The following is a 14,336-nucleotide window of genomic DNA, read 5'->3' as shown; positions in this document are numbered from 1 at the left end:
TCGATCCCCACACCCCCGCCTGGATACCGGCTTTCGCCGGTATGACGGACACCTTGCCGGGATTTCTTGTGCAATGCTCTAACAATGAGAGCGAACCCCCGCGCGCGAGGTCGTGACGTGGCTCGCGCATCGCGCAAACGCGCGCCGGCGGCGAGCACGCCGCGCTGCAGCATCTATCGCTGGGATCTCGACAAGACCTATCTCAAGAGCGAGTTCGATTCGGTGCGGCAGCTCGTCAGGATTCCGTTCGAGAAGCCGGAGGACAAAGTCGCGGCGCCCGGCGTGGTGGCGCTGATTCGCTCGTTGCGCGCGGTCGGCACGGCAGCGGGGCTCGACGTGCGCGTGTATTTCCTCTCCGCCAGTCCGCCGCAGATCGGCAAGGCGATCAAAGACAAGCTGGCGCTCGACGGCATCGTCTACGATGGGATCGTGTTCAAGGATCAGCTCCATCACCTGGTGCGCGGCAAGTTCCGCAATCTCCGCGAGCATATCGGCTTCAAGCTGGCGGAGCTGCTCAAGGGCCGGCGCGAGCAGTCGGCGCATGCGCGCGAGTTTCTATTCGGCGACGACTGGGAGTCGGACCCGCTGATTTACTCGCTCTACGCCGATGTGGTTGCCGGCCGCGTGAGCGAAGACGACTTGCGCGCGGTGCTGGCGCAGATTCCCGTCGATCCGCAGCAGATCGAAGACGTGATCGCGATCCAGCGCGACATCGTGCGCGTCGATGCGGTCGTCCGCATCTACATCAACCTCGAACGGCGCACGCCGCCGGCGAACTTCCGCGCCTACGGCCCGCGCCTGGTGCCGACGTTCAACTACTTCCAAACCGCCGTGTGCCTCTTCGAAGACGGCGAGCTCACGGTGGCGACAGTCGCCAAGGTCGCCGAGTCGCTCATCGAAGGGTCCGGCTACACGCCGGAGCGGCTGGCGAATTCGCTCGCCGATGTCAGCCGTCGCGGACACATCACGGCAGCAACCACGGCGGCATTGTGGCAATATCTCGCGGCGCAGCGTCTCTTGCCGCCTGCGCGAGCGCAGCGCCGTCGCCGCCGGCCGTGGTGGAAGACGCTCACGGCGGCGGTCGCCGAATGGATGCGCAGCCCGAACGGCAAACCGAACGTGACACCACCACCGCAACTCGACTACCGGCAGCTCGCGAGCGAGTTGCGCGGGGCGAAGTGACCTGAAGTGTCATCTTGATCCGCAGGCGAAGGATCTCTCTTCCCAACAATCGACTGAGTGCCAAGGTGTTCGTTACCGTGTTCGGAGAGGCGCGACGTCTGCTGCAACACCCGGTTGGACGGCTGTCGCGATGTGAAGGAACATCCTCCATGCGGGGCTTTCCAGCCTGCCCGCCCTTCCGACGATCTCCTTCTCAATGGTGAAGCCCTTCTTCATCCAGAAGGTGCGCGCCAAGACGTTCTGCTTCTGCACGACCAGGCGAACAACCGCAGCCCGTTGCCCTTGCATCCAGTCGCGCAGGCCCAGCCAGACGTCTGTCCCCCAGCCCTTTACCCCGGGCAGCAGGCAATACCAGCAATAGTCCGACATACCAGTCATTGGGGGCTGGAAAGCCGTCGAGGAGTTCAGCAACCCCGACGAGAGCGCCACGTCGCTCGATCCCGAAGACCCGCTTTGTGCCCGATGACTCCTCTGCCGAAAAGGGACCGAGAATCTCGGCGGCGGTCTCTGAGCCACCGGACTGACCCTGTACGAGTTGGAAGAAGTCTGTGCAGTGGCGGCACAACTCTGAGAGACGGGATTGGTCGCGCTGATCGAGAACCACCACGGACGCTCCGGCTACGATCGGCAAGGCGCTCATCCCTTGTCTGCCCAACTGCAATTCTACTCCCGAATGAAATTCACAGCCGCCGCCGAGTTCGGCGAGTCTGTACGCCCTTGATTGCGACTTCCGTAGGTCACAACCTGTCTCGAAGTCAAAGCCGAATGCGGTGCTGCTCATTTCCCTTCTCTATCTGCTACGCTGCGAAAGCGCGCGGGCTGGGGCTCACGCAGCACTGTGAGGATTTCGGATGACTGACTTCATCGTTGTGCTCGTCACTGTCGCCTCCGCCGAGGAAGGCGAGCGGATCGCCGAAGCACTGGTCGATGAGCAGCTTGCGGCGTGCGTGAACGTCGTTGGGCCAATCCGTTCGATCTACATGTGGGAGGGCGCCGTGCAGCGCGATGAAGAGCGACTGCTCATCATCAAGACGCGCGCCGCGTTGTTCGACGAACTCGAGGCGCGCGTGTGCGCACTGCATTCGTACGAAACGCCGGAGGTGATCGCGTTGTCGATCAGCGCCGGGTCGCAGCCGTACTTGGATTGGTTGGAGAAGGCTGTTCGCCGTTAGGCGTCTGACCTAACAGCCAACAACCTAACACCCTAACAACCTGCCTTGCTCACGCGCCGCGTTGCAGGTTCATCGCGCCGCCGGCTTTGAACCACGCGAGCTGGTCGGCGCTGAAGCTGTGACGGCACTCGATCGTGTCGTCTTTGCCGCCGCTGTGATGGATGACGACTTTCACCGGCTTGCCGGGAGCGAGATCGCGCAGCCCGACGATGCTGATGCGATCGGTCTCCTGAATCTTGTCGTAGTCCTTCGCATCGCCAAACGTCAGCGGCAGCATCCCTTGCTTCTTGAGATTTGTCTCGTGAATGCGCGCGAAGCTGCGCGCGATCACCGCCTTGCCGCCGAGGAAGCGCGGTTCCATGGCGGCGTGCTCGCGGCTGGAGCCTTCGCCGTAGTTCTCGTCGCCGATGGCGATCCACGCGAGCCCTTCGGCTTTGTAGTGACGCGCGATCTTGGCGAACGCGACGCCGCGTTCGTTGGAGAGCACATTGAGGCCTTTACCTGCATCGCCGCCGAACGCGCTGTTGGCGCCGAGGAACATGTTGTCGCTGATCTTGTCGAGATGGCCGCGGTACTTCAGCCACGGCCCGGCGGGCGAAATGTGATCGGTCGTGCACTTGCCTTTTGCTTTCACCAAGACCGCGAGGCGTTCGTAGTCCTTGCCGTCCCATGCCGCGAATGGCGCGAGCAGTTGCAGCCGCTCGCTGTCGGGCTTTACGACGATGGTGACCGCACTGCCGTCCGCCGGCGGCGCGACGAAGCCGCTCTCGCCGGGCGCAAAGCCGCGTGCCGGCAGCTCGGGTGCCGTGGGTGGTTCGAGCTTCACTTGTTTGCCGTTCACTGCGAGCGTGTCGGTGAGGGGATTGAAGTCGAGCCGCCCGGCGAGCGCGAGCGCGGTGACGATCTCGGGACTGGCGATGAACGCGAGCGTCTCCGGATTCTCGTCGTTGCGGGCGGGGAAGTTGCGGTTGAACGATGTGACGATGGTATTGCGCTCGCCCTTCTTGATGTCGTCGCGCTGCCACTGGCCGATGCACGGGCCGCAAGCGTTGGCGAGCACGGTGCCGCCGATCTTCTCCAATGTCTCTAGTTGGCCGTCGCGCTCGATTGTGTTGTGGATCTGGTCTGAGCCCGGGGTGATGAGAAACGGCGTGCGCGCTTTGAGCCCGTGCGTGAGCGCTTGCGCCGCCACGTTCGCCGAACGGCCGATGTCTTCGTACGACGAGTTAGTGCAACTGCCGATCAGCGACACCTTGATGCCGATCGGGTAGTTGCCCTTCTTCGCGTCGGCCGCGAGTTGCGAGATCGGCCGCGCTAGATCAGGCGTGTGCGGGCCGACGACATGCGGCTCCAACGTGGAGAGATCGATGTCGACGATCTCGTCGTAGAACTTGCTCGGATCGTTTTCGACGCCAGGGTCGGCGACCAGATTGGCCGCGTGTTGTTGCGCGAGCGACGCGAGGTCGCTGCGATTGGTGGCGCGCAGATACGTGGCCATGCGTTCGTCGAATGGGAACACCGACGTGGTCGCCCCGAGTTCCGCGCCCATGTTGGTGATCGTGGCCTTGCCGGTACAGCTGATCGAGCGTGTGCCCGCGCCGAAGTACTCGATGATCCGACCGGTGCCGCCCTTCACCGTCAGAATTCCGGCGAGCTTGAGGATGACGTCTTTCGGCGATGTCCAGCCGTTGAGCGAGCCGGTGAGTCGGACGCCGACCAACTTGGGCATCAGCACGTTCCACGGCAGGCCGGCCATCACGTCGGCCGCGTCGGCGCCGCCGACACCGATCGCGAGCATGCCGAGTCCGCCGCCGTTGGGCGTGTGCGAGTCGGTGCCGATGGTCAGGCCGCCGGGGAAGGCGTAGTTCTCCAGCACGACCTGATGAATGATGCCCGCGCCGGGGTTCCAGAAGCCGATGCCGTACTTCTGCGAAGCCGTGCGCAGAAATTGATAGACCTCGTTGTTCTCGTTGAGCGCGACTTGCATGTCCGCATCGGCGCCGATGCGGGCCCGGATGAGATGATCGCAGTGAACGGTGGTTGGCACCGCGACGTGCTTGCGGCCAGCTTGCATGAACTGCAGCAGCGCCATCTGCGCGGTAGCGTCCTGCATCGCGACGCAATCGGGCCACAGATCAATCCAGCTTTTGCCGCGCACGGTCTCCGCGGTCTCGAGTTTGTCGAGATGAGCGAAGAGAATCTTCTCCGCCAACGTCAGATCGCGGCTCAAGCGGCGGCGCATCAATGCGGTGGTCTCCGCAAGGCGGGCGTAGAGTTTGGTGATCGCTTCGAGTTGGGTCATGCTGCTGTGCTCCTTGATCCTCAAAATCGGAGTGAGGGCCGTGAGTGTGGCAAAGATTCGCGCGATTGGAAACCGGGCTGGCGCAGGGCATCAGAAGGAAGCATGCGAAAAAGAGGGAGGGCGAGCCTTCCGGCGAGCCGTTCGGTTTGCGCCGTGCGGCTCGGCGGGAGCCTCGCCCTCCCGTCTTTCATCAGCCGAGCTGCACCGCTTCCCCGAGTAGCCGCACTGAGTAGAAGCCGAAGGCTTCGTATCGAAGGGCGGCGTATCGAGGGGCGCTGCTTTCGGGGCGTTTGTTCGCTATGTTCGCTTCATGACACCCAAGACGATGCACGCGATCCAATACGACCGGCTCGGCGGTCCCGAGGTCCTCAAGGTGGTAACGGTTCCTGTGCCCGAGCCACCGCCGGGGTTCATTCGCGTTCGTAATCACGCCATCGCGATCAACTTCCACGACATCAACACGCGCCGCGGCGATGAACCCGACATCGCGTTGCCGTTGATTCCCGGCAGCGACTTCGCCGGCGTGGTCGATGCCGTCGGCGAGGGCGTCGACCATCTCAAGCTCGGCGACCGCGTGCTGTGCATCAACACCAGCGGCGCGTACGCCGAGTATTCGCTGGCGTTCAGCGCCATCGCGGTGCCGATTCCGTCAGGGCTGTCGTTCGAAAGAGCCGCGAGCTGTCCGGTCGCCGGGCTGACGGCGTACTTTCTGGCGCGGCAAGTCTGTCCGCTCACGCCAGAAACGACGGTGGTCACGCACGCGGCGGCTGGCAGCGTCGGCTGCTTTCTCGGCGGACTGTGCCGACAGATCGGTGCCACCAGCATCGGCTTGGTGAGCAGCGCGGAAAAAGCGGCGATCGCGAAACAAGCTGGACACACGCACGCGATCAATTATCGCAGCGAAGACCCGGTCGGGCGCGTGCGTGAGTTGACCGGTGGGAACGGCGCCAATGTCGTCTACGACTCGGTGGCCGGTCCGTACTTCCAGCGTTCGGTCGACATGGCGGCCGCCGATGGAACGATCGTCCTGTTCGGACATGCCGCTGGCGATCCGCCGATGGAAGCGATCACGTATCTGATGCGATCGAGTCGCAATCTCGGTCTGCGCACGTACTTCCTCGGCGCCACGATCCAGAATCACATGGATCAGATTCCGTCCGCGTACAACGCGCTCTTCGAGGGCCTGATGTCCGGCGCGATCACGCTGCCGATCGAGACCATGCCGCTCAGCGAAGCCGCGGCCGCGCACGCCAAGATCGAATCGCAGCAGACGGTGGGGAAGGTGATCCTGGTTCCGTAGGCGTGCAAGCAAAGCGCGAAAGCTTAACCCCGCAGCAGCACGTCGCAGAAGAGGCGCACACGGCGAACCAGTCGGCCGAAGGCGTTCTGCTGAATGTTGCGGCGCAGCAGCACGAGCAGTTTGCGTTGGATCTGAAAGCGATCGAGCGCCGGCGGGTGCGGCGGCTGCAGTCCACCGCGTTGCGCCGCGGCTTCGACCGGAGCGAAGATGGTCGCCCGCGGAAAACCCCACGTCGACAAATCGCCGTCGTCGATTGTCTCGATCATTTCACGCACGATCTGTAGCTTGCGCGAATCGAGCGCGAGTTCGGATGCCCACTTCTCGACCGATTCGGTTACGGGTCGAGTGTGCCGATCTACATTGACCGGATCGCCCAACCCCTTCGATTCGGGTTGCTGCTCGCCGTACTCGATCATCCTCGGCTCGAAGGCGATATCGAGGAACTCGCACACCCGCCGCATTTCTATTTCAGGTTGCTGCACGAGCTGTTCGTAGCCGACTTGGACGAGCGGTACCGACCGCTTGCGGAGGAAGCGCGCCATCGCCGGGACGTAGCGGTTCAAGATCGGATTGAATTTGCGCGCCGCCTCGTAGTCGCTGTCGAAAAACGAATTCGCAAATGAGCTGAAGACCGCGGCAGGGTGCCGCGTCAGTACGACGTAGCGCGCGTTGGGGTAGAGCTTGGCGATGAACGGGAGGATCAACCCGTTGGCCGGCGTCTTGTCTAGGAACAGCGGCTTGCCTTTGCCACGCGCCGCCAGCATGCGGCCGTAGAGCACGTCGGTGTAGGCGCGGCAGGCGTCGAGATAGTCTTGTTCGCCGCGCGGGAGATCGGCGACGAACTCACGCGCGGCCTGCGCCGCTTGCAGGTGATCGAAGGGCGCGGCATCGACGGTCTCGTAGTAGCCGAGATGCGCCAGCGGCGTCAGCAGATGCGGCTCGGGTCGGCTGTAGATGGCGGAGTGTGAGCTGAGCATGCGCATCAGCAACGTCGAGCCGGAACGTGGTGGACCGATGACGAAGAGCAGCCGGCTCTCCATCGACTCGATGGTCTGCGCTGACCGTGTCGTCGCCATGGGCGGGCGCACTATAGCGGATGACAACGGCCAAGTGCACGCCGCGATTGGCCGGCGCCAATTGATGCGCTATACCCGCCGGGCCATAACCGAGACCGCCTTCTGGCTCAGTCTCCGCATCCGTTGAATCCGTTCAATCTGTTGTAAGGAAGGTCCGTCGCCGCTCATTCCCAGCGGAAGACGCGGTGCGCGTTGTCTCGCAGATATTTCCGCAGCACGCCTTCGCGAAACGGCAGGGCCTTCGCGGTCTCAATCGCGCGGTCGAACGGCAGGAACGGAAAGTCGGTGGCGAACATCACCTTGTCTTGCCCGCGGGTGTTCATGAATTGGATCAGCTCCGCGGGCAGGTACTTCGGCAGGTACGCCGAGGTCATCATGTATAGGTTGGGATACTTCAGCATGAAGCGGATTGCTTCGCCCCACCACGGATCGGCGCCGTGCGCCATGATCAGTACGAGTTCAGGGAAGAACAGACACACCTCGTCGAGATAGATCGGCCGCTGCGGCTCGGCCGGCATCGGCGGACCGGGAATGCCGGTGTTCACCGACACGGCGACGCCGAGTTCGATGCACTTCGCGTAGATCGGGTAGCAGACCTTGTCATTGGGCGGCCGGTTGAACAGAAACGGCACCATGCGGATCAGCCGCACGTCGTAGTCTTTGACGAGACGATCGATCTGGCGCACGGCATCTATGCCCTGCATCGGATCGATCATCGCCGACAACAGAAAGCGGCCGGGATACTGCGCCGCCATGTCGGCGCACGGTTTGGGATCGGCGGCATTGATGGTGAGCAAGCCGGCTTCGATGCCCGCCGCCTCCATCATCGCTACCATTTCGTCGAGCGGCGTGCCTTTCAGAACCTCTTCGCGATGGAAGTAGTCGCGCGCGACCGTCTTGAGAAACTCCGGCGGCGCGACGGCCGCTTCAGGGGTTAGCGGATTGACCCAACAGTCGATGGCCTTGAATGATTGGTCCAAAGTCTAAGGTCCAAAGTCCAAAGCTGCCTACTGCCCTCTGCCTACCGCCTACTGTCTTCTTCTCACCATCCCGCCAACGTCGCCGCGCGCTCGCGATGGTAGTTCGCTTCGCCGAGAAAACCGCGGTCGAATACCGCGCGGCGGAACCACAGATGCAAATCGAACTCCCACGTGAAGCCGATGCCGCCGTGCAATTCGGTAGTGTCGCGCGTCACGCGATCGAAGAGGTCGGTCATGTGCGCCTTCACGATCGCGGCATGGCGTTCGGATTGATCTTTGATGTGATCGAAGGCGTGCGCGGCGTACCAGTACAGCGACAGCGCCGGCTCGATCTCGGAGGCGAGATTGGCGAGTTGATGCTTCACCGCCTGAAACGCGCCGATCTTTTGGCCGAACTGCTCGCGCTGCATGGCGTACTCGACCGCCATGTTGAGACAGCGGCGCGAACCGCCGTGCGCGTCGGCGGCGACCAGGATGCAGCCCGCGTCGATCGTGCGCTGCAAGGCGGTGCGCGATCCTCCCAGTGCGGTCGCGGGCGTATCGCGGAAGCTCATCGACTCGACACGCCGAGTCATGTCGACCAGTTTAAGCGGGTTGACCTCGATGCCAGGCGCGCCGCGTTCGACCAGCCAGAAGCCGGGGCCGTGCTCGTCGTGCGCGGCGACAATCATGACATCCGCGCTCGACGCGTACGGCACCAGCGGCTTACTCCCGGAGAGCTTGCCGCCGCGCACCTGCGTGGTGAATGTCGCGGGGTCCCAGCGGCTGTCGTCCTCGCCGATGGCGATGGTCGCGAGAATCTCACCGCCGGCAATCTTCGGCAGCCAGCGCTCGCGCTGCGCCGCGTCGGCGCCTTCCACGAGTGCGATGGTTGCCAAAGCCGAGCCGAGGAAAGGTCCGGGGCAGCAGGCGTGACCCAACTCTTCGGCCGCCAGCGCCAAGTCCAGCAGTTCCAGTCCCGCTCCGCCCTGCGCCGCAGGAACGATCAGGCCCGCAACGCCGAGGTCGACGAGTTCCTGCCACAGTTTCGGGTCGTGACCGGTGTCGCTCTCCATCACCGCACGCACGCGAGTGGTTGGGCACTGCTTGTCGAGGAAGCGCTTGATGGTGTCCTTCAACATCAATTGATCGGCTGACAATCCAAAGTCCATGAAGATGATCCTTTACCGCGGATTACGCGGATTGCGCGGATTTGGAGACTCGGAGATTCGCTTCCGTCTCCGCGTCTCGGCGGTAAGTTTCCGATTCTTGCTACCGTTTCGTTGCCGCGTCGCGCGGCAAGCCCAGGCCGCGTTCACCGATGACGTTGCGTTGAATGTTCGCGGTGCCGCCGGCGATCAGGACGCCGAGCGACCACATGTACGCGGTGACGAACATGCCCATCGCCGGGGCGCTGCCTTCGCCGGGCGCCATCAGGCCGCGATCGGCGAGGATGTCCATCGCCAGCCGGCCGATGTCGTAGTTGAGCTGCGTGCCGTAGAGCTTGGTCACCATGCCGGCAAGGCCCGGATCCTCGCCGCGCGCGCCGGTAGTGAGCAAGCGATATTGGTTGTACTCGAGCGCGAGCAGTTTCGACTCGATCTCGACCATCCGGTTGCGGATCACTTTGTTCTTGCTCGCCGGCTCGCCGCGCAAATTGACCGCCTGCGCCAGCATCATCAAGCCATCGAAGGTACGGCGGTGGATCATCGAGCCGCCGATCAACGCGCGCTCGTGCTTGAGTGTCGAACGGCTGACGATCCAGCCCAGGCCGCGTTTGCCGACGAGGTTGCTCGCCGGCACGCGCACGTTGTCGAAGAAGACTTCGTTGAAGTCGGCTTCGCCGGTCATCTGGCGCAACGGACGGACATCGAGCCCAGGGGTCTTCATGTCGACGAGGATGTAACTGATGCCCTCGTGCTTCGGCGCGTCGGGTTCGGTGCGCACGAGACAGAACATCCAATGCGCGGTGTCGGCGTTCGACGTCCAAATTTTCTGCCCGTTGATGACCCAGTGATCGCCGTCGAGCACGCCGCGGGTGCGCAGTGACGCGAGGTCGCTGCCCGATCCCGGCTCGCTGTAGCCCTGGCACCACAGGATCTTGCCGAGCAACGTGTCGCGGACGAAGAACTGTTTCTGCTCTTCGGTGCCGTGTTCGACCAGCGTCGGCACCAGCATGCTGGGACCTTGGCCCATCACTTCGTGTGGCGCCTTCACCTTGCGGAATTCGTCGGCGATGATCTGCGCCTGGAGCGCGTTGGCCGGCTGCTCGCCGCCGCCGTACTGTTTGGGAACGTGGCGGTAGAGGTAACCGCGCTCGATCGCCTTCAAGCGGAACTGCGTGGCGCGCTCGTCGGTGCGGATCACCGCGCCCATCATCGCGGCCTGACTCTCCGGTGGCGGGCCGCCATCGGCGTCTTCCGGACGCCAATTCTCTTTCAGAAATTGGCGGACTTGGTTGCGGAACTGTTCGTACTCAGCGCTGTAGCTCAGATCCATCGGTGCGATCCCTTTCGCGTGCGATCCCTTTCACGCATTGGCTGCGTGAACATTTGTTAATCGAGCGCGCCTCGAACAGCAAGGGGGTGAGACCTCGGGCAAACGGATTTCGCATGACCTGAAGACATCCGCCTCCCCGAGTAGCGGCACTGAGTAGAAGCCGAAGGCTTCGTATCGAAGGGTTGCGTATCGAGGGGCACACCTTGGGCAAAGCCGGCCGCACCCGCATTTCTATCTGCGTTCCAAAATCGCGCCCTGATCTCGCAATCGCTGCTGCAACGTCGACACGTCGAGCTGCTTCAAGGGCACCCCCGCCGACAACGCCAATGCGGCGGCGGTGCCGGCGGCTTCGCCGGTGGCCATGCACGACGGGATCTCTTTGGTGGCGTGATGGGTGCGGTGATCCACTGAGATGCAACGACCCGCCGCCATCAGGTTCGTGTATTCCTTCGCCAACAACGAGCGATACGGAATCCAGTACAGCGCGCCGTACTTGGTCCAATGCCCCGTGAGCGCAATCGCTTCGGGCAGGGGTTTGTCCATGTCCTCACGCGTCAGGACGTATTCGCCGATCATGCGGCGGCTTTCAGTGATGCCGAGCTGCGTGGCGATGTCGCACAGGTGTGCGTCCTTGAACTCCGGCACGTCGCGCCGCAATTGATCGACCGCGTCCATCACCTTCTTGCGGCACTCGATCTCGGCGAGCGTGAGATCGCGCGGATCGGTGGCGTCGATCTTGCGGATCACGCGATCGGTTGCGCCCCAGGGCAACAAGACTTGATCGACACCGATGGTCTTGAAGAACCAACCGCCGTCGGCGATCGCCGCGTCGATGTTCTTGACACCGCCCATGCGGAACCACAGCCACGGCAAGACCTTTTCCAACTCGAACGGCACGCCCGCCGAAGCGAATATGTCGCCGTCACCGGTGGTGTCGATCACGACGTCGGCCAAAACGGCAAAGCGGCCCGACTTACTCTGGAAGGTGACACCACGCACGCGCTCGCCGTCGCGTATCGCCTCGCATGCCCAGGAATGAAACAGCAGCCGGACCTTGCTCGCCTCGCACAATCGGTTGAGCGCGAAGCGAAACTCTTCGGGGTCGTACGCGACCGAGTAACGCACGCGATGCGGGCCGGCGCCCCACACCAAGCCCCAACGTCGGTTCTGTTCGACAAGCGATTCGTCGCTCGAACCCCAGGTGTCGCGTGATGGAAAGAATGCGGCGTTGCGCGCGGCGAGTCGGTCCACCACTTCTTGGCACAGTCCGCCGATGACCTGATGGCCGTCGCCGTCGTCGAGCGTGAGCAATAGGATGATGAGGCCGCTGGTGGCGAGTCCGCCGAGTGAGCCGCTACGTTCGACCAGCATCACGTCGGCGCCGGTGCGCGCCGCCGCAATGGCGGCCGCCGCGCCCGCCGATCCGCCGCCGACCACCAACACCTGCGTTTCGGCCAGCACCGGCGTGCGGCGCGCGGGTTCGTCGATGAAGTCGATCACGATTCTCGGTCCCTTGATTGGAACCGCCGATGGACGCCGATCCACGCCGATGAGAGAGTTCTGCAAGGACAGCGGCTATCGGCACACCTCGGCGAAAGACGCGTGGTGATCCAGCCTGGATTGTGTCCAATTCCGGATCTGCGTGCATCGGCGTGCATCGGCGGTTTCGTTTCCCTTCAGATTAACACTAGTGACTCGCCAGCCGCATCAATTCTGGCGCCGCGCCGCGCTGCGTACGCGCCCAATCGACCGTCTGCATCAGCTTCAAGTGAATCGACGCACACGGCCCGACGATCGGACAGGTCGTACTTTCACGGTACGCGGCGTGCGCGACGAAGCCGGCGAACAGTGCGACGACGACAGTGACGGCAACCGAACGAAGGGTCATTGACTCGCCTCCGATCGCAACGCGGGGATGACCTCGCGCGCGAACAGTTCTTGACTCTTGCTTGCCTTGTCGTGCGGCATGTCGCCGATGCGGCCGCCGCCGATGAATAGACCGAAGCCGAGATCACGGCGGCATTCCTTCAAGCGATCCAACACCGTGCGGGCGCTGCCGAGCAGTACGTACCCTTCGCGTTCCAACTCTTCGAAGCTGAGGTCCGACACCGGCCGCAGTCCGACCGCGATGAACTTCCGCAGCGACTCTTCCGTCACGTACCCCGGCGGGAGCAGAAAGTGTGGCGGCATCTTGAGGCCGCGGCGGAACAGCCACATCACGTGCGCCTTGGCCTCTTCGCGTGCACGGGCGTCGGTCTCGGCAACATAGACGGGCAGGGCGAAGCCAATCTGTTCGGGTGGCGCCGCGTAGCCGACGCGCTCGGCCTCAGCCTTGTACTCTTCAAGCAGCCGCTTCGTTTGTTTGTACGAGGTGAACACCGTCACGAATGGGTAGCGATGCTGCACGCCGAAACGAATCGTCTCCGTGCTGCCTTGCGACGGTAGCCAAATCGGCGGGTGCGGCTGCTGCAGCGGCCGTGGCCAAATGTTGGCGTAGCGCACACGGAAGTGTTTGCCCTCGAACGCGAACGGCCCTTCCTCGGTCCACGCGCGCACGATCAGGTCGTGGGCTTCGTAGAAGCGCTCGCGCGAGTAGGTCGGATTCACGCCGAGGGAGAGATATTCGCAACCGATGCCGCGGACGAAACCCGAAATGATGCGACCGCCCGACATCACGTCGAGCATCGCGATCTCTTCGGCGACGCGCAGCGGATGGTCGTGCAGCGCTATGCCGTTGCCGAGGATGGCGATCTTCACCGTGGTTGTGCGCCGCACCAACGCCGCCGCCATCAGGTTCGGCGATGGCATCGTACCGTAGGCGTTCTGATGATGCTCGTTGACGCCGATGCCGTCGAACCCGAGCGCTTCGGCGCGCTCCAGTTCGTCGAGATACTCATTGTAGAGATGCTGGCCGCGCTTGGGATCGTAGATGCGATTCGGCAGCGTCACCCACGCCGACTTGTGACGGCGATCGAAGTCCGCCGGCAAATCCGGCCACGGCATGAGATGGAAGTAGAAGAATTGCATGGGCGCGGTTGGCTAATGGCTTGTGGCTGATGGCTTATGGCCGGAGCAGGAACTCGGTTGTCAGTTCGATGAAGGCCGCAGTCTGTTCGAATGCGACGAGATGGCCGCACTCGGCTACCGTGCGCAGCGTTGCGCCCGGGATCGCGCGCGCATACGCCTCGCCATACGCGGGCGGGAGAAAGGTGTCCTGCTCGCCCCAGACGACCAGCGTCGGCGCGGTAATGCGCGCGAGCCGGCGCTCCAACTTCGGATCGTAGAGATATGGATTCCACGCGAGGCGCGCGAGCGTGGTCGCTTCACGATATCCGCGCACCAAAACCTCCGGGCCGTACTCGGTCGGCAGCAACTGCGCCGCGCGCGACTCGTCGTGAAAGAGATGGCGCAGAGTATCCTCCACTTGGTTGAGAAAGACATCGTAGCGGGGCACGCCGTCGACTTTGAGTCCCGCCGCGCCGACCAACACCAAGCGCGTGACGCGGGCGGGATACGTCATCGCCAACGCCGCCGCAATCCATCCGCCAAGTGAGCTGCCGAGCACGGCGCAACGTGGGATCTCCATCGCATCGAGGAGGTCGGCGTAGTGGAGGACGAGATCATCGATGCCGTCGAGCCAGTCGGGACGCTCGCTGTCTCCGAAGCCAAGATGGTCGGGCGCGAGCACGCGGAAGTGCATGGCCAAGCGGTCGAGATAGGGTGGCCACAAGTTGGCGGCATATTCCGGGTGCAGCACCAGCAGTGGCTCACCGCGCCCGCCGTGCAGCAAGTGCGTGCGCACGCCGCGAACCGAGACGAACTCCGACCGATGCGCCATCGCGCTGC

At 63.4% G+C, this 14,336-nt stretch carries 13 protein-coding genes; 3 read left to right on the top strand and 10 right to left on the bottom strand.

Annotated elements, in window-relative coordinates; translation table 11 throughout:
- The first annotated feature begins 117 nt into the window (after positions 1–117).
- Positions 118–1,182 (top strand): hypothetical protein, encoded by a 1,065-nt coding sequence (locus HYR72_16095; GenBank protein MBI1816501.1) that lies wholly within the window; start codon positions 118–120, stop codon positions 1,180–1,182.
- Between the two features lie 72 nt (positions 1,183–1,254).
- Here the strand turns inward: HYR72_16095 and HYR72_16090 are convergent, their stop codons facing one another.
- On the bottom strand, positions 1,255–1,551 hold the full coding sequence (locus tag HYR72_16090; GenBank protein ID MBI1816500.1) for a hypothetical protein: 297 nt from the start codon (positions 1,549–1,551) through the stop codon (positions 1,255–1,257).
- 482 nt (positions 1,552–2,033) lie between these two features.
- Between HYR72_16090 and HYR72_16085 the strand changes: the two genes are divergently transcribed.
- Positions 2,034–2,354 (top strand): divalent-cation tolerance protein CutA, encoded by a 321-nt coding sequence (locus HYR72_16085; GenBank protein MBI1816499.1) that lies wholly within the window; start codon positions 2,034–2,036, stop codon positions 2,352–2,354.
- Between the two features lie 49 nt (positions 2,355–2,403).
- On the opposite strand, the gene HYR72_16080 is transcribed toward HYR72_16085, so the two are convergent.
- On the bottom strand, positions 2,404–4,656 hold the full coding sequence (locus tag HYR72_16080) for an aconitate hydratase (protein MBI1816498.1): 2,253 nt from the start codon (positions 4,654–4,656) through the stop codon (positions 2,404–2,406).
- Between the two features lie 310 nt (positions 4,657–4,966).
- On the opposite strand from HYR72_16080, the gene HYR72_16075 reads away from it, so the two are divergent.
- A complete protein-coding gene (locus HYR72_16075; protein ID MBI1816497.1) occupies positions 4,967–5,956 on the top strand; it encodes a zinc-binding dehydrogenase in 990 nt (329 codons plus the stop codon).
- Between the two features lie 23 nt (positions 5,957–5,979).
- Here HYR72_16075 and HYR72_16070 read toward each other — a convergent pair whose 3' ends face one another.
- The 8 genes from HYR72_16070 to HYR72_16035 form a co-directional block, all read right to left on the bottom strand.
- Positions 5,980–7,032 carry a sulfotransferase gene (locus tag HYR72_16070; protein ID MBI1816496.1) on the bottom strand — a complete coding sequence of 351 codons (1,053 nt, stop codon included), beginning with the start codon at positions 7,030–7,032 and terminating at the stop codon, positions 5,980–5,982.
- 164 nt (positions 7,033–7,196) lie between these two features.
- Complete coding sequence (locus tag HYR72_16065) at positions 7,197–7,868, bottom strand: amidohydrolase (protein ID MBI1816495.1); 672 nt, start codon at positions 7,866–7,868, stop codon at positions 7,197–7,199.
- A gap of 206 nt (positions 7,869–8,074) precedes the next feature.
- Entirely contained in the window at positions 8,075–9,163 is a 1,089-nt protein-coding gene (locus HYR72_16060; GenBank protein MBI1816494.1) for an acyl-CoA/acyl-ACP dehydrogenase, read from the bottom strand.
- A 100-nt stretch (positions 9,164–9,263) separates the two neighbouring features.
- Complete coding sequence (locus tag HYR72_16055) at positions 9,264–10,490, bottom strand: acyl-CoA dehydrogenase family protein (GenBank protein ID MBI1816493.1); 1,227 nt, start codon at positions 10,488–10,490, stop codon at positions 9,264–9,266.
- A 231-nt stretch (positions 10,491–10,721) separates the two neighbouring features.
- Positions 10,722–11,990 (bottom strand): FAD-dependent oxidoreductase, encoded by a 1,269-nt coding sequence (locus tag HYR72_16050; protein ID MBI1816492.1) that lies wholly within the window; start codon positions 11,988–11,990, stop codon positions 10,722–10,724.
- A 187-nt stretch (positions 11,991–12,177) separates the two neighbouring features.
- Positions 12,178–12,378, bottom strand: coding sequence for a hypothetical protein (locus tag HYR72_16045; protein ID MBI1816491.1), 201 nt, complete (start codon positions 12,376–12,378; stop codon positions 12,178–12,180).
- The gene (locus tag HYR72_16040; protein ID MBI1816490.1) at positions 12,375–13,517 is read right to left on the bottom strand and encodes an LLM class flavin-dependent oxidoreductase; all 1,143 of its coding nucleotides are present in this window, start codon (positions 13,515–13,517) and stop codon (positions 12,375–12,377) included. Before HYR72_16040 ends, HYR72_16045 begins: the two co-directional genes overlap by 4 nt.
- A gap of 34 nt (positions 13,518–13,551) precedes the next feature.
- Positions 13,552–14,328, bottom strand: a complete 777-nt coding sequence (locus HYR72_16035; GenBank protein MBI1816489.1) for an alpha/beta hydrolase — start codon at positions 14,326–14,328, stop codon at positions 13,552–13,554.
- Positions 14,329–14,336: the final 8 nt, after the last annotated feature.

This window comes from Deltaproteobacteria bacterium (assembly GCA_016178705.1).
In the GTDB taxonomy this organism is placed as follows: domain Bacteria; phylum Desulfobacterota; class Binatia; order HRBIN30; family JACQVA1; genus JACOST01.
The sequence above is the reverse complement of the archived record's forward strand: the minus strand, read 5'-3'. Positions and strand labels throughout refer to the sequence as shown.